At 70.9% G+C, this 15,566-nt stretch carries 13 protein-coding genes; 6 read left to right on the top strand and 7 right to left on the bottom strand.

Translation table 11 applies throughout. The features are described from left to right. Positions 1 to 101: 101 nt before the first annotated feature. Positions 102 to 1,556, bottom strand: coding sequence for an amino acid permease (locus tag ACFVFH_RS22925; protein WP_383771723.1), 1,455 nt, complete (start codon positions 1,554 to 1,556; stop codon positions 102 to 104). A gap of 108 nt (positions 1,557 to 1,664) precedes the next feature. Next, positions 1,665 to 2,126 (bottom strand): universal stress protein, encoded by a 462-nt coding sequence (locus ACFVFH_RS22930; RefSeq protein ID WP_383771725.1) that lies wholly within the window; start codon positions 2,124 to 2,126, stop codon positions 1,665 to 1,667. A gap of 165 nt (positions 2,127 to 2,291) precedes the next feature. Between ACFVFH_RS22930 and ACFVFH_RS22935 the strand changes: the two genes are divergently transcribed. After that, a complete protein-coding gene (locus tag ACFVFH_RS22935; protein WP_383771727.1) occupies positions 2,292 to 3,134 on the top strand; it encodes a polysaccharide deacetylase family protein in 843 nt (280 codons plus the stop codon). Between the two features lie 78 nt (positions 3,135 to 3,212). Here ACFVFH_RS22935 and ACFVFH_RS22940 read toward each other — a convergent pair whose 3' ends face one another. From ACFVFH_RS22940 to ACFVFH_RS22950, 3 genes are all read right to left on the bottom strand, one after another. Beyond that, positions 3,213 to 3,734, bottom strand: a complete 522-nt coding sequence (locus ACFVFH_RS22940) for a hypothetical protein (protein WP_383771729.1) — start codon at positions 3,732 to 3,734, stop codon at positions 3,213 to 3,215. Between the two features lie 177 nt (positions 3,735 to 3,911). Further along, entirely contained in the window at positions 3,912 to 4,679 is a 768-nt protein-coding gene (locus ACFVFH_RS22945; protein ID WP_383771731.1) for a hypothetical protein, read from the bottom strand. Between the two features lie 15 nt (positions 4,680 to 4,694). Then, positions 4,695 to 4,826, bottom strand: coding sequence for a hypothetical protein (locus tag ACFVFH_RS22950; RefSeq protein ID WP_383771733.1), 132 nt, complete (start codon positions 4,824 to 4,826; stop codon positions 4,695 to 4,697). A gap of 1,259 nt (positions 4,827 to 6,085) precedes the next feature. On the opposite strand from ACFVFH_RS22950, the gene ACFVFH_RS22955 reads away from it, so the two are divergent. Further along, positions 6,086 to 6,904, top strand: coding sequence for an SAM-dependent methyltransferase (locus ACFVFH_RS22955; RefSeq protein ID WP_383771734.1), 819 nt, complete (start codon positions 6,086 to 6,088; stop codon positions 6,902 to 6,904). Then, entirely contained in the window at positions 6,901 to 9,075 is a 2,175-nt protein-coding gene (locus tag ACFVFH_RS22960) for a putative bifunctional diguanylate cyclase/phosphodiesterase (protein ID WP_383771736.1), read from the top strand. The genes ACFVFH_RS22955 and ACFVFH_RS22960 overlap by 4 nt, the downstream gene beginning before the upstream one ends. Positions 9,076 to 9,123: 48 nt before the next feature. Here the strand turns inward: ACFVFH_RS22960 and ACFVFH_RS22965 are convergent, their stop codons facing one another. Next, on the bottom strand, positions 9,124 to 10,014 hold the full coding sequence (locus ACFVFH_RS22965) for a LysR family transcriptional regulator (RefSeq protein WP_383771738.1): 891 nt from the start codon (positions 10,012 to 10,014) through the stop codon (positions 9,124 to 9,126). Between the two features lie 95 nt (positions 10,015 to 10,109). Here ACFVFH_RS22965 and ACFVFH_RS22970 point away from each other — a divergent pair, with 95 nt between their 5' ends. From ACFVFH_RS22970 to ACFVFH_RS22980, 3 genes are read left to right on the top strand one after another with little or no spacing between them, the layout of a single operon-like run. Next, positions 10,110 to 10,817, top strand: a complete 708-nt coding sequence (locus ACFVFH_RS22970; protein WP_383771740.1) for a succinate dehydrogenase — start codon at positions 10,110 to 10,112, stop codon at positions 10,815 to 10,817. A 1-nt stretch (position 10,818) separates the two neighbouring features. After that, positions 10,819 to 12,777: a fumarate reductase/succinate dehydrogenase flavoprotein subunit gene (locus ACFVFH_RS22975; RefSeq protein WP_383771742.1), complete on the top strand. Its 1,959-nt coding sequence runs from the start codon at positions 10,819 to 10,821 to the stop codon at positions 12,775 to 12,777. Next, positions 12,774 to 13,520, top strand: a complete 747-nt coding sequence (locus ACFVFH_RS22980) for a succinate dehydrogenase/fumarate reductase iron-sulfur subunit (RefSeq protein ID WP_383771744.1) — start codon at positions 12,774 to 12,776, stop codon at positions 13,518 to 13,520. The genes ACFVFH_RS22975 and ACFVFH_RS22980 overlap by 4 nt, the downstream gene beginning before the upstream one ends. 71 nt (positions 13,521 to 13,591) lie before the next feature. On the opposite strand, the gene ACFVFH_RS22985 is transcribed toward ACFVFH_RS22980, so the two are convergent. Then, complete coding sequence (locus ACFVFH_RS22985) at positions 13,592 to 15,358, bottom strand: glycosyl hydrolase family 18 protein (RefSeq protein ID WP_383771746.1); 1,767 nt, start codon at positions 15,356 to 15,358, stop codon at positions 13,592 to 13,594. Positions 15,359 to 15,566: the final 208 nt, after the last annotated feature.

Below are 15,566 nucleotides of genomic sequence, written 5' to 3' on the forward strand. Positions count from 1 at the left end.
TCGCACAGTGCGGCGAATGGTGCGGTGAACGGTCGGGCGGCACCGGAGCGGGGGAGCCGGGCGACCGCGGCACGAGGTGCCCGGCCCGCCCCGCGACCCGCTCAGCCCGTTCCCGTACCCGTGTCCTGCCCGGTGCCCGGGGCCCCGGCCATCTCCGACTTCCGGTACGAGTAGCCGAAGTAGATGACGAGGCCGACCAGGAACCACACCACGAACCGCACCCAGGTCTGCCACTGGAGGAAGGTGATCAGCCAGATCGAGAACACCACACCGAGGGCCGGGACGAACGGCATGCCGGGGGTGCGGAAGGTGCGCGGCAGGTCCGGCTGCTTGTAGCGCAGCACGATCACCGCGATGCACACCACGACGAAGGCCAGCAGGATGCCGATGTTCGTCAGCTCGGCGGCCTCGCCGATCGGCAGGAACCCGGCGATCACGGCCGAGGCCGCACCGACGATCCAGGTCACCCGGGTCGGCACGTGCCGGGTCGGATGGGTCTTGGCGAACCACTTCGGCAGCAGCCCGTCACGGCTCATCGAGAACCACACCCGGGTCACGCCGAGCATGAAGGTGAACATCACCGTGAGGATGCCGATGATCGCCCCCACCGCGATCACATCGGCGAGCCCGCTGAGCCCCACCGACTTGAAGGCGGTGGAGAAACCGGACTCCGGGTCGATGTCCTTGTAGCTCTGCATCCCGGTCAGGACCAGGCACGCCGCCACGTAGAGCACCATGGAGATGGCGAGGGAGTAGAGGATCGCCTTCGGCATGTGGCGCTGGGCGTCCTTGGACTCCTCGGCGGCCGTGGACATCGCGTCGTACCCGAACACCGCGAAGAACACCGTTGCCGCACCGGTGAAGGCCCCGCTCACCCCGAACGGGAAGAACGGGCGGTAGTTGGCCGTGTTGATGTGGAACACGCCGACGCCGACGACCAGCAGGACGACCAGGACCTTGAGGACGACCACGACCGTCTCGAAGCGGGCCGCGTTCTTGATGCCGAGGGTCAGCAGATACGCGACGAGCAGACAGAGCAGCGCGGCGAACAGGTCCACCCTGTGGCCGTCGCCGGTGCCGGGTGCGCCCAGCATCCACTTCGGTACGTCGAGTCCCATCTCGCCGAGCAGGAAGCTGAAGTAGCCGGAGATGCCGATCGCGACCACCGCCACGATCGCCGTGTACTCCAGCAGCAGGTCCCAGCCGATGAACCAGCCCACCAGCTCGCCGAGCACCGCGTATCCGTAGGTGTACGCGGAACCGGCCTTCGGGATGAGCCCCGCGAACTCCGCGTAGCTGAACGCGGCCGCCGCACTCGCCACGCCCGCGATCAGGAACGACAGCAGGACCGCGGGCCCGGCGGTGCCGTTCGCCACCGTGCCGGCGAGGGTGAAGATGCCCGCGCCGATGATGCCGCCGACGCCGATGGCCGTGAGCTGCCACAGCCCGAGCGATCTGGTGAGCTGGCTGACGGCTCCGCCCGCCGGCCCTTTCTCGTCGATCTGCTCGATCGGCTTGCGGCGCAGTACACCCTCGCCCACTCGGAGCCTTGCCATGAGTCACCTCTCCGCTGACGGCTGTCCTGACGGGCGCTCATGATGGCCCAGGCGGAGCCGGTGCGGAAGACGGCGTGCCGTCCAGTGGAGTGGAGGATTCCGCTTCGCTCACGGGACCACCGTGACGGGCCAACGGCCCGCCTTCACCAGCCGGATCGCGACCGAGCCGATGAACCGGTGCCCGGCCGACTCCGACGCGCCCACCACCACGGCGTCCGCCTTCAGCTCGTCCGCCGCGGTGACGAGGCCGTTGTACGGGTCGCCCCGGAAGGTGTGGAACTCCCAGCGCACATCCCATATGTCCTTCATCCGCCGGGTCGCCTCCCGGATCTCGCTCACCAGCCCCTCCGCGACCTCCTCGGTCGCGTCGGACACCGGCGCCCCGAGAGCGGCCCCGGCGGGCAGCACCGGCTGGACGTAGACGAGGGCGAGCATGGCGCCCTGGCGGCGGGCCAGCCCCGCAGCGTAGGCCGCGGCTCGCATGGAGGAATCGGACCCATCAAGGCCTGCGACGATCACTTTCGGACCGTCTGTGCCACGTTCGAACTTATGAGGCTGCGGTTCTGTCACGGCAGTGAGGCTATCCGCTGCCCGGCCCACCCCTGGAGCGGGCTGCGGTACGGTCACGCCCGAAGCTGCCGGATGCCGCGCCGGGGGTCCCTCCATGGGGTGCACATCCCGTCGCCGCTGGTGTCGGTGACGGGGCGCCGGGCACCCACGTGCGAGCAGTGGGCCATGAAGAACGACCAGAGGCCGCCGGGCCGCCGGACACTGCTGAGACTGGCCGCCGGACTCGGGGCGGCCGCCGCCGTGCGCGTGATCGCCGCGGACCCGGCCGGAGAAGCGGTCCGGGCCGCCGCCCCGCCCCCGGCCGGGGCGCCCGGCCTCCGGCCGTCCGGACGGCCCGAGCCGGCCGGCTACCGGCTCCGGCCCATGACCGCGGGCGCGCCGCCCCGCGCCCGCCCCGCGGCGCCACCGGTCCGCACCAGGCCCTTCGAGGCACTGCCGGAGATCGGGCACGCCATGGTGCTGACCTTCGACGACGGGCCCGACCCGCTCCACACCCCGCAGATCCTCGCGGTCCTGCGCGCCCACGACGTCCGCGCGATGTTCTTCCTCTGCGGCGAGATGGCCCACGACCACCAGGACGTGGTGCGGGCCATCGCCGAGGACGGCCACACCATCGGGAACCACTCCTGGAACCACCCGCTGGTCACCAGGCTCTCCCGGGCCGGTGTCCGCGACGAGCTCGGCGCCACCAGCGAGGTCATCGAGCGGATCACCGGAACCCCGCCGCGCTGGTACCGGGCGCCGTACGGGGCGTGGAACCGCAACTCCTTCGAGGTCGGCGCCGACCTGGGGATGGAACCGATGGCCTGGACGGTGGACAGCCTGGACTGGACCCGGCCCGGGACCGGCACGATCGTGCGCAGGATCCGGGAGGGGGCCGCGCCGGGCGTCGTGGTGCTCTCGCACGACGCGGGCGGCGACCGTTCGCAGAGCGTGGCCGCGCTGCGCCGCTATCTGCCCGAGCTGCTCGACGACGGCTACCGGATCACGGTGCCGCGGCGCCGCTGAGGCCCGGCACACGCGTCGCCCCGGGTCCCATGACGGGACCCGGGGCGGCTGCTCGTCCGGTCGGCACCGGCCCTGCTCTCAGTGCGAACGGCTCTCCCTGTGACGACGTGCCAGGTGGACGGCGGTGGCAGCGACCACCGCCGGTGCCGTCCAGGCGGCGATCTCCGTGGTGCCCGCCGTGCCGCCGGCCTCGCCGCGCACACCGGCCGGAGCCGTGGCGGGACCGGCGGCGGACGCGTTCGGGGCGGCGGCGACCGCGAGACCGGCCTGCACCACGGAGCCCGGCGACGTGCCGCGGCCGAACGTCACTTCGTGGGAGACGCCGGCTCTCGCGTCCTGGTCGACCGTGGCCGCGACGGAGCCACCGCGGGGAACGGTGACGGTGTCGAGGACGCCCGAGCCGGCGATTGCTGTGGTAGGGCACCCCCGGGCGGCCAGGACGACCTGGCTGCCCGGCGTGATCACCGACGGAGTGACGGTGATTCCGGTCGCGGGTGGCGCGCCCCCCGGCGCCCCGGCGCACGCGCTTGCGGCCGGAGCGGTCGGTACGAGAGCGGCGCCGCCGAGCAGGGCGACGGGTGCGACACGTATCGCACGCATGGGTGAGTCCTCCGGGTCCCCGAGGAGCACCTGCGGAACGAGTTTCCACAGAGCGTCAGAAATGCACCTCGACGCGCCACACGCTAGGAGCCGCGCATTTTGCTCGCGATCGGAGTGCGCCGCCCGGGGCACGGGCTTAGCCCGTGCGGCGGACTCCGGCCGCTTCCTGACGGTCCGCTACCCGCCCGCGGCGCGCGGGAAGAGATCGAGGAACGGAGCCGCGGTGGCCGAGATCTCCCGGCCGAACGGGGAGTCGAAGTCCCAGATCAGGAAGAGCAGAAACGCGATCAGAACACTGAAGAGGCCCGCCAGCAGAAGTTCGCGGAAGGTCCTGCGGATCTGCAGCGTGAACAGCAGTCCGACCGTCACCAGGGCTCCGGTGATCAGCCCGAACCAGACCACGCCCGGCATGGTCGCACCGGCGCTCTGGCCCCGCGCGCTGCGCGCGTCGTCGACCGCGGCCACCTCGTCGACCAGTGGCTGATAAGCCTGCCCCTCGTGGTCGTTCTTCGGCTCGTACCGGGTGACGTCGTCACGTACCCGGCCCAGCAGACGCGCCCCCTCGTCGGTGAGGGCGCCGTGCTCGCTCATCGACCGCCATTCGTCGTGGACGACGTGGTGGACATAGGCGTCGACGTCGGCGCGGATGCGGGAGCGCACCTCGGCGGGGTAGACCGCCGAGCGGACCTGCACCTCGTGCAGGGCCTGGGCCTCCTGGCGCACGTACTCCTGGGCGGCGCCGCGGCCCTCCCAGACGCCCGCGATGGCGAGGCCCAGCACGATGGCGTAGACCACCCCGATCATCATCGTCATGTACTCGATGACGTCCGGGGTCTCCGAGGGGTCGTCGTCCTCCGCGACCCGGCGGTTGGTGAGCACGGCGACGGTCAGGACGACGGCGCTGGCCGCGACCATGGCCAGGGTGAGAACAAGCCATTCCGACATGTGTTCCTCCGGAGGTCAGCGGGAGCGGGGACGCAGGACGGCGACCGCGAAGACCGCGGGCGCCGTGATCAGCAGGGTGAGGGTGACCACGGAGGTGCCGTGCCGCACGACCTTGTGCGGCGGCTTGCGGTAGGCGGGCAGGGCCACGGGCCGGGGCGCGGAGGGGGTGGGGCGTACGGACCGTGTGGGGGTGGGCGTCGGCGTCGGCGTCGGCGTCGGTGTGGGGCGGGGCGCCGGCGCGGGCGGCGGAGGCACCGGTCGCGGCTTCGCCCGCGACGGGGTGGGCGCCGGCGCGTGGGACGACACAGGACGCGATGGGGCAGGAGACGGCGGAGGGGGCGGTGGGGTGGGGCGCGGGGTGGGCGAGGGCGTCGGCTCGGGCGTCGGGCTCGCGTGGCAGGAGCCGTCGCCCGAGACGGCGGTCCATGAACTGCCGCCGCTCTCACCGACGGTGGCGTACGCACAGGCGTCCGCCGCCGCGGGCGCCGGGGTGCTCAACAGCCAGAGAAGGGTGACGGCTGCCGTGAGCCGTCCTATGAGTGATCCGTACACGACCGGGAGCATGGACCGGCCGGTCGCGGGACACGCGGAGGGCGGGCCGGATTCGCCTGATGGTAGGTATCGGGGGTGGCGGGTGTTTGGCGCCGGGGAACACCGTGCGGCCCAGGTGAAAGAGGTGGGGGCGGCAGACCGCGCGGCGGCCGCCGTGGTGGCTGCGGCATTCGGCAACGGCGGTGCTCCGTACGCCAGTTGACGCGGATTCCGGATCGTGGTCCTCGCCCGTGCCCCGGCGGTCGGTCGAGCCGGGGGCGGGCGGGCGATCGTGCCAGGGCGGGCGGTCGCCGCGCCCGCCCCACCGCCTCGCGCGCGCCACCGCCCCGCCCGACCTGCCGGTCCGCGCCGGACCGGGGCGCGGAGGGCCGTCGTGGGCGGACGCGGCATGACGGGGCATCGGTTCGGGAAACACATCGCCCGGCCGGTGGCGCGGGCGCACACCGCCGCCCGTCTTGATTCGCCAGGCATTGCCTCATTGGTAAAGAATGCTGCCAATGGTGTGACGGCCAAGGCATTTGTCACCGGGAATCGGTCCGGCGGACTCAACTGGCGGGAGATCGCCCGCCGTCCGGTCCTGGCCTGTATTCCGCGATGTGAAACCGGGCGTCTCACCGGATACATCAACGGACAAGGGACGGCCGCCGCATGGCGTGTCCGGGTCTCCACCGCGCGTGTCCGATGTCGAATGTCACGCCCAGCGACGGGCCGGTTGCACATGCCACTGGTGTGTGACCAATAACGGACGGCTAATTTCCGTTTCCGCTCGCTCTCTTGGCAGTCGATCAGTAGCCTCTGGTCAACACTGACCATGAACATGGCCGGATCGCCGTGGCGACTTGTTGGAGACATTGATGGAGCGTCCCGCCTGGGCACCGCGCGGCACAGACATTTCGGTGCCGAGCGTGTCCCGCATGTACGACTTCTATCTGGGCGGATCGCACAATTTCGAGGTGGACCGGGAAGCCGCACGCAAGGCCATGGAGTTCATGCCGGGGCTCCCCAAGATCATGCAGGCGAATCGCGCCTTTATGCGCAGGGCCGTGCGTTACGCGGTGAGTGAGGGCATCACCCAGTTCCTGGACATCGGCTCCGGAATACCGACCTTCGGCAATGTCCACGAAGTCGCCCAGGCCGCGGACCCGGAGGCCCGCGTGGCGTACGTCGATCACGACCCGGTGGCCGTCGCGCACAGCCGGGCCGTACTCGAAGGAAACGACCGGGCGATGATCGCCGCCGCGGATCTGCGCCGCCCGCGGGAGATCGTGAAGAGCCCGGAGATCTCCCGACTGCTCGACCTGGACCGCCCGGTGGCCCTGATGCTCGTCGCGGTCCTCCACTTCATCGAGGAGTCCGACGACCCGCAGTCCGCGGTCGCCGAACTGCGGGAGGCACTCGCCCCCGGCAGCCTCATCGTCCTCACCCACGCCTCGTACGAGGGCATTCCGCTCACCCGGGAAGTGGCGGGCGGCACGGTCGAGGTCTACAAGAGCATCCGCAACCCGCTGGTCATGCGGTCCCGTGACGAGATCGCGGGCTTCTTCGAGGGGTACGAGATGGTCGAACCCGGACTCGTGTCCATGCCGCACTGGCGCCCGGACGCACCGGTGGTGGCCGAGCACGAGGACCCCTTCGCGTTCTCGGGCTTCGCGGGAGTGGGACGCAAGGCGTGAGCATTCCCGCCCAGTCGTCCGGCACACCGGACACGGAACCCGACGGCCCCGAGGGCCGGCTCCGGAGATTCGCCACCATCTGGAGCCGTGCCATCTTCCCCTCGACGGCCACCTCCCTGACCCGCACCGAGTTCGAACAGCATCTGCTGCCGCTGGCCCGCGGGCTCAGCGACATCCTGCACGCACGGCCCTTCGACGCCGCGCCCGCGAGCGAGGTGGGCGCCGCCCTCGTCGCCGCGCACTGCACCGATCCCGACGCGCTGAGCAGCACGCTCGGCGTCGTCGACTCGTATCTGGTGCTCTACTGCGGGAGCAACGGTGAGTCGGCACTGTCGACCGAGGACGGCAGGGCCCGCTGCGCCCGGATGCAGCACGCCCTCGCGGGCGGCTTCACCCAGGCCCTGCGCGAACGCACCCTCAGCGAGCAGGAGGCCATCGCACGCTCGGCACTCACCGCCCGCTCCGACGCGGAACGCGCGCTGCACGCGACCGAGGCGCGGTTCCGCGCCGTCTTCAAGGACGCGGCCATCGGCATCGGCATCGCCGATCTGGACGGCAACGTGCTGGAGGTCAACGACACCCTCACCCGGATGTTCGGCGGACTCGACCACCATGTGCGCGGCCACAAGCTCAACGAGTGGGTCCACCCCGAGGATTCGCCGCACGTGTGGAAGTACTACGACGAGCTGGTACGCGGCGAACGCGAGCACTACCGCGTCGAGAAGCCGTACTACCGCAACGACGGCACCGTCCTGTGGACCAATCTGACGGTGTCGCTGCTGCGCGACGCCGAGGGCGAGCCGCAGTACCAGCTGGCGCTGCTGGAGGACACCACCGAACGCCGGCTGCTCAACCTGCGGCTGCGGTACGAGGCCACCCACGACGCACTCACCGGCCTGCCCAACCGGACGCTGTTCTTCGAACGCCTGGAGAAGGCGCTGACCGCCGCGGACGGCAGCCGCTTCGGCCTCTGCTACCTCGACCTGGACGGCTTCAAGGCGATCAACGACAGCCTCGGCCACGCGTCGGGGGACCGGCTGCTGGTCGAGGTGGCCGACCGGTTGCAGAGCTGTGCGACCGCGCCCGGCGAGATGGTTGCCCGGCTCGGCGGCGACGAGTTCGTGGCCCTGACCACCGGCCCCGGCACCGAGACGGAGGTGGTCGAGCTGGCCTGCCGCATCCTCGGTGTGCTCACCACCCCGATCCGCCTGGACGGCCGTGAGCTGACCGTACGCGGATCCATCGGGGTCGTCGAAGGCCCCGCCCGCGAACGCAACGCCGCCGAGGTGCTGCGCAGTGCCGACATCACGATGTACCGCGCCAAGTCGGCGGGCGGCAACCGGTTCGAGTTCGCCGACGACGAGGCGGACGCCCGTGCCATCACGCGCCACGGGCTGACCACCGCGCTGCCCGCCGCCCTGGAGCGCGGGGAGTTCTTCATCGAGTACCAGCCGCTCGTGCACCTGGACGACGGCACGGTGCACGGTGCGGAGGCGCTGGTGCGGTGGTGCCACCCGCAACACGGGGTGCTCGGACCGGACCGGTTCATCCCGCTCGCCGAACACACCGGGCTGATCGTGCCGCTGGGCCGCTGGGTGCTGGAGGAGTCCGTACGGCAGGCCAACTACTGGCAGAAGCGGCACACCGACGGCGGTCCGCTGCGGATCAACGTCAACCTCTCGCCGACCCAGCTGCACCATCCCCGGCTGGTCGCCGAGACGGTCGACGTGCTGGAGCGTTCGGGGCTCGACCCCGGGGCGCTCTGCCTGGAGGTCACCGAGTCCGCGCTCATCGGCGCCGACGACGACCTGCTCAAGCCGCTGCGGCAGCTGGCGGAGATGGGCGTCGACATAGCCCTCGACGACTTCGGCACCGGGTACTCGAACCTGGCGAATCTGCGCAGACTGCCGGTGAGCGTGCTCAAGCTGGACCGCTCCTTCACGATGGGCATGCAGCAGCACCCGGCGGATCCGGTCGATCTGAAGATCGTCGAGGGCATCGTCTCGCTGGCGCACAGCCTGGACCTCGCGGTCACCGTGGAGGGCGTGGAGACCGGGGCGCAGGCGGAGCAGCTGCGGAAGCTGGGCTGCGACACGGCCCAGGGCTGGTACTACGCCCGGCCCGGCGCCCCGGACCGGATCCACTCGCTGCTGCTGGCCGACGCGGTCTGAGGGGGCGGGGTACGGGACCGGGCCCCCGTACCCCGCCGCCGGGCTGCCTCAGGCCCGTCCGGCGGCGAGCAGCACCCTCTGCAGCTCCCGCGCCGCACGCGGCGGGGCCACGTCGCTGCGGTGCGCCAGGGCGATGGTGCGCCGCAGGCCCGGCCGGGCCAGCGGGGTGGTCCGCAGACCGTGGCCGGAGCGGACGGCGACCATGCTGGGCACCACCGCGATCCCGAGCCCGGCCCGGACGAAACCGAGCACCGCGTCCATCTCCCCGCCCTCCACGGTGAACGACGGCTCGAAACCCTCCGCCCGGCAGGCGGCGACCGTCAGCTCCCGCAGGTCGTAGCCGTGCCGGAACATCACCAGGGGCGCGCCCTGGAGGTCGGCGATGCGGACGCTCCCGCCCCGGCCGGGCCGCGGCGCCCCGGCAGAGGACACCACCACCAGATCCTCCTGGAGCAGCTCGACCGTGGTGAGCGCGGGGGACGCGGCGGGCAGCGGCAGCACCACCAGGGCCAGGTCGAGCGCGCCGCGTGCCAGCTCCCGGACCAGGTCGAGCGAGCCGCCCTCCTCCAGCAGCAGCTGGATGCCGGGATGCCGGTCGTGGAAGGCGCGCAGCACGTCGGGGAGGAGACCGGTGCAGAGACTGGGCGTCGCGCCGAGCCGGACCCGGCCCCGGCGCAGCTGCGCCAGCTCCTGCACCTCGTGGCGTGCGGTGTCCGCGTCCGCCAGGATGCGGCGGGCCAGCGGCAGCAGGGCCTCGCCCGCGTCGGTGAGCGTGATGTTCCCGCGCGCCCGGCTGAACAGCTCCGCCCCCAGCTCGCTCTCCAGCGCCCTGATCTGCTGGGAGAGCGAGGGCTGGGAGACGTGCACCTCCTCGGCGGCGCGGGTGAAGTGACGGGCCTCGGCCACGGCCACGAAATATGTCAGCTGCTGGAACTGCATGAACCCACTCTAGCCCGCTCGATAGCCTCAGCCTATGGACATGAGCTGTTCCATGTCTTGGACTGATGAGGTGGATCGGTCCTAGCGTCGTGTCCATGGCATTGGCAACCCGGACGGACCGACGGCCGTCCACGACGCGCACGCTCTGGGACTCGTCCGTCGGCAAGAAGACGGTCATGGCCGTGAGCGGACTGATCATGCTGCTCTACTTGGCCGTCCACATGATCGGCAACCTGAAGATCTTCTTCGGGTCCGGCGAGTTCAACCACTACGCGCACTGGCTGCGCACCATGGGCGAGCCCTTCCTCCACTACGAGTGGGCCCTGTGGATCGTGCGCGTCGTCCTCGTCGCCGCCGTGGTGCTGCATGCCGTCTCCGCGTACCAGCTCAGCCGCCGCGACATCCGCGCGCGCCCCACCGCCTACGTACACCGCAGGCCGCGCGCCAGTTACGCCACCCGCACCATGCGCTGGGGCGGGATCATCCTCGCCCTGTTCATCGTCTGGCACATCCTCGACCTGACGACGGGCACCGCGCACCCCGGCGGATTCCAGCCCGGACACCCGTACCAGAACGTCATCGACACCTTCTCCACCTGGTACGGCAACACGGTCTACATCGTCGCCGTGCTCGCCCTCGGACTCCACGTCCGGCACGGCTTCTGGAGCGCCGCCCAGACCCTCGGCGCGGGCCGCGCGAGCCGTGACCGCGCCTTCAAGGCCATCGCCAACGCCCTCGCCCTGGTGCTGACGCTGGGCTTCATCTCCGTGCCCGTCGCCGTCATGACCGGAGTCGTGAGCTGACATGACCGACCACCCGCACTACGCGCAGTACCGGACCGCAGCGCCCGTCGTCGACACCAAGGCCCCCGAGGGACCCGTCGCCGAACGCTGGGACACCCGCCGGTTCCAGGCCAAGCTGGTCAACCCGGCCAACCGCCGCAAGCACACCGTCATCGTCGTCGGCACCGGCCTCGCCGGCGGGTCGGCCGGCGCCACCCTCGCCGAACAGGGCTACCACGTCGTCCAGTTCTGCTTCCAGGACTCGCCCCGGCGCGCCCACTCGGTCGCCGCCCAGGGCGGCATCAACGCCGCGAAGAACTACCGCAACGACGGCGACTCGATCCACCGGCTGTTCTACGACACCGTCAAGGGCGGCGACTTCCGCGCCCGCGAGTCCAACGTCCACCGGCTCGCCCAGATCTCCGTCGAGATCATCGACCAGTGCGTGGCCCAGGGCGTCCCCTTCGCCCGCGAGTACGGCGGCCTCCTCGACAACCGCTCCTTCGGCGGCGTCCAGGTCTCCCGCACCTTCTACGCCCGGGGCCAGACCGGACAACAGCTCCTGCTCGGGGCCTACCAGGCGCTCTCCCGGCAGATCGCCGCGGGCAACGTCGAACTGCACGCCCGTACCGAGATGCTCGACCTGATCGTCGTCGACGGCAAGGCCCGAGGAATCGTGGCCCGCGACCTCGTCACCGGGAAGATCGACACCTACTTCGCCGACGCGGTCGTCCTGGCCAGCGGCGGCTACGGCAACGTCTTCTACCTGTCGACGAACGCCATGAACTCCAACGCCACCGCCGTCTGGCGCGCCCACCGGCGCGGCGCGTACTTCGCCAACCCCTGCTTCACCCAGATCCATCCCACCTGCATCCCGCGCACCGGCGACCACCAGTCCAAGCTGACGCTGATGAGCGAGTCGCTGCGCAACGACGGCCGGATCTGGGTCCCGAAGGCCAAGGGCGACGACCGGCCCGCGAACGAGATCCCCGAGGGCGAGCGCGACTACTACCTGGAACGCGTCTACCCGGCCTTCGGCAACCTCGTGCCCCGGGACATCGCCTCCCGCGCCGCGAAGAACGTCTGCGACGAGGGACGCGGCGTCGGCCCCGGCGGCCAGGGCGTCTACCTGGACTTCGCGGAGGCCATCGCGCGGATGGGCCGGGACAAGGTCGAGGAGAAGTACGGCAACCTCTTCGACATGTACGCGCGGATCACGGCGGAGAACCCGTACGAGACCCCGATGCGGATCTACCCGGCCGTGCACTACACGATGGGCGGACTCTGGGTCGACTACGACCTCCAGACCACCGTGCCGGGCCTCTTCGCCATCGGCGAGGCCAACTTCTCCGACCACGGGGCCAACCGGCTCGGGGCGTCCGCGCTGATGCAGGGCCTCGCCGACGGCTACTTCGTCCTCCCGTCGACGATCAACGACTACCTGGCCCGCAACCCGCACCACGACGAGGTGGACGCCTCGCACCCCGCGGTCGAGGAGGCCGTCGCCGACACCGAGGACCGGCTGAACCTGCTGCTCGCCGTCGACGGCGACCGCACCCCCGACTCCTTCCACCGAGAGATCGGCGAACTCATGTGGGAGCACTGCGGCATGGCCCGCACGGAGGCGGGGCTGCGCGAGGCGCTCGACCGCATCCCGCGCATCCGCGAGGAGTTCTGGCGGCGCATCAAGGTGCCCGGCACCGGCGAGGAGTTCAACCAGTCGCTGGAGAAGGCCAACCGCATCGTCGACTACCTGGAGCTCGCCGAGCTCATGTGCCTCGACGCACTGCACCGCGCCGAATCCTGCGGAGGGCACTTCCGCGAGGAGTCGCAGACCCCGGACGGCGAGGCCGCCCGCCGGGACGAGGAGTTCTCCTACGCCGCCGCCTGGGAGTTCTCCGGCACCGGCGAGGCCCCCGTCCTGCACAAGGAAGACCTGGTCTTCGAGTACGTCCACCCCACCCAGCGGAGCTACGCATGAAGCTCACCCTGCGCGTCTGGCGCCAGAAGAACGCCGACGCACCCGGCGCCATGTCCACCTACGAGGTGGACGGCATCTCACGGGACATGTCGTTCCTGGAGATGCTCGACACCCTCAACGAGGAACTCATCCTCGAAGGCGACGACCCCGTCGCCTTCGACCACGACTGCCGCGAGGGCATCTGCGGAGCCTGCAGCCTCGTCATCAACGGCGACGCCCACGGCCCCGAGCGCACCACCACCTGCCAGCTCCACATGCGGTCCTTCGAGGACGGCGACACCATCGACATCGAACCGTGGCGCGCCTCGGCCTTCCCGGTCGTCAAGGACCTGGTGGTGGACCGCTCCGCCTTCGACCGGATCATCCAGGCGGGCGGCTACATCTCCGCCCCGACCGGCACCGCCCCCGAGGCGCACGCCACCGCGGTGCCCAAGCCGGACGCCGACTTCGCTTTCGAGCACGCCGAGTGCATCGGCTGCGGCGCCTGTGTGGCCGCCTGCCCCAACGGCTCGGCGATGCTCTTCACCTCGGCGAAGGTCAACCATCTCAACGTCCTGCCGCAGGGCGCCCCGGAACGCGAGACCCGGGTCCTCGACATGGTCGGCCAGATGGACAGCGAGGGCTTCGGCGGCTGCACGCTCACCGGCGAGTGCGCCACCGCCTGCCCCAAGGGCATCCCGCTGCCGTCGATCTCGGCCATGAACAAGGAGTGGCTGCGGGCCGTCCGCAAGGTCCGCCGCTGAGCCACGGGCGAGTTCCTGGTCCCGGGGGCCGCCCACCCCCGGGACCAGGAAGTCTCATCCGTCGCGGTGGATCAGGAGGTCACGGAGATGTCGTCGCCGTAGACCGTGCCCTGTCCGTACCAGCCGTGCAGATAGACGGTCACCGTCCCCGTCGAACCGGTGGTGAACGACACCGACTGCTTCGCGTAGCCGCTCGACGAACCCCAGACGCTCGCCGTCGCGCCGCCGCGCACCCCGAGGTACCCGTAGTTGCCCTGCACCCAGCCGCTCAGCGTGTACTTGGTGTTGGGGGACAGGGTGACGGTCTGCGCGCACTCGCCGGTCTGCGACGCGGTGGCCGCCGCCGCGAGCGCGTGCGAACCGCCGTGGACCGGGGAGGAGACCACCGCGCCGCCGGCGTCGCACGTCCAGGGGCCGAGCGAACCGGTCTCGAAGTCCCCGTTCACCAGGACGCCGGTGCCGCCGCCCGGCCCCGACACCGTCAGGGTGAAGACCGCCGCATGGCTGAGGGAGCCCGAGGCGCCGGTCACACTGATCTTGTACGTGCCCGGAGCCGTGGACGCCGAGGTGACGACCGTCAGCTTCGACGCCTCGCCCGCGGTGACCGAGCTGTGGCTGAGCGTCGCCGTCACCCCGGCGGGCGCCCCGCTCGTGGTCAGCGCCACGGTCTTCGCGCTGCCCGAGGTGACCGCGGTGCTCACCGTCGCCGTGGCGGTGCCGCCGGGGGAGACCGTCGCCGAACCCGGGGCGACGGCCACCGAGTAGTCGTCGGTCACCGGGCCGGTGCCGCCGCCCGTGAACGGGGCGAAGGTGTGGCTGAAGTACCAGGTGTCCTGCACGATGCCGGAGCAGGTGTCACTGCCGCCGGTACCGGGGCAGCCCCCGTTGTCGCGCTGGAGCGCCCAGAACGACAGGGTGCTGAGCCCCTTGGAGACGGCCCAGTCGTAGACCGAGGTGGCATCGGCCGTGGTGAAGGTCTCGGCCGGGCCGTAGTCGTCGATGCCCGGCATCTCGATGACCCCGGTCATGCCCCACAGCTGGGCGTCGGTCTTCGACGGATACAGGTCGGCGAGCTGGCCCTTGAGGCCGGTGATCGCCGTCTTGGTGTCCTGCGCCATGTTGTGCGAGGCGCCGTCGTAGTAGTCGAACGTCATCAGGTTCACGACGTCGACCGCGGCGCCGTTGGACACGGCGTTCTCCAGCACCGCGAGACCGCTGTCGGCGAGACCGCTGGTCGTGGTCGGCAGGGTGTACGAGAACTGCACCGAGCGCCCGTTGGCGGCGGCCCAGTCCTGGACCTTCTTGATCGCCTTGTTGCGGCGGTCGATCCCGGCGCTGTTCTCCAGCGAGTTGTCCTCGATGTCCATGTCGAGGCGGGACACGTCGTAGGTCGTGATGACCTTCTCGTAGGCCGCCGCGATGGAGTCGACGTTCGTACAGCTGTCGGCGATCTCGGTACCGCCGTTGTCGGCCGTGTACCCGCCGAACGAGGGGATCACGTCGCCGCCGCGCGAGCGCATGGTGGCGAAGTCTGCGCCGAACTCGGACTGGGCGATGGGGGTGCTCGAATCGCCGTTCCAGTACGGGGTGCAGGAACCGCGGGCCTCCGTCTGGATGAAGGCCATGGTCAGGTACTTGGCGCCGGACGCCTGGGAGAGGGCGGCCGGGCTGTCGCCGTTCCACGCCTCGAAGTACGGGGCGAAGACATGGGCGGGCAGGGGAGTGGCGGCGGTGGCGGAGGCCTGTGCCCCGGCGCCTGATCCGAGGACCAGGCCGGCGGACGCGATGGTCGTGGCCAGGGCGCTCAGGACGGTGCCGAGTGCTCGTGGACATCTCATGGGGGTGCTCCCAGCGGGTGAGACAACGGGCGGATCGCACGGCTCGGCCGCGCCCGCTCGGGGGCGCGGCCCGTTCCTGTGAAACCCGGCCGGGGGTCACACGCCGCACGGTGTGGAGCGGCCGTGAGGCATGCCCATAATTGGTCTGGACCAGCCTGTGGTCAATGCTCTTTGCCGTTTCATTCCCCATTGCTTGCCAGATACGGCA

Source organism: Streptomyces sp. NPDC057697 (genome assembly GCF_042799335.1).
Classification (GTDB): Bacteria; Actinomycetota; Actinomycetes; order Streptomycetales; family Streptomycetaceae; genus Streptomyces.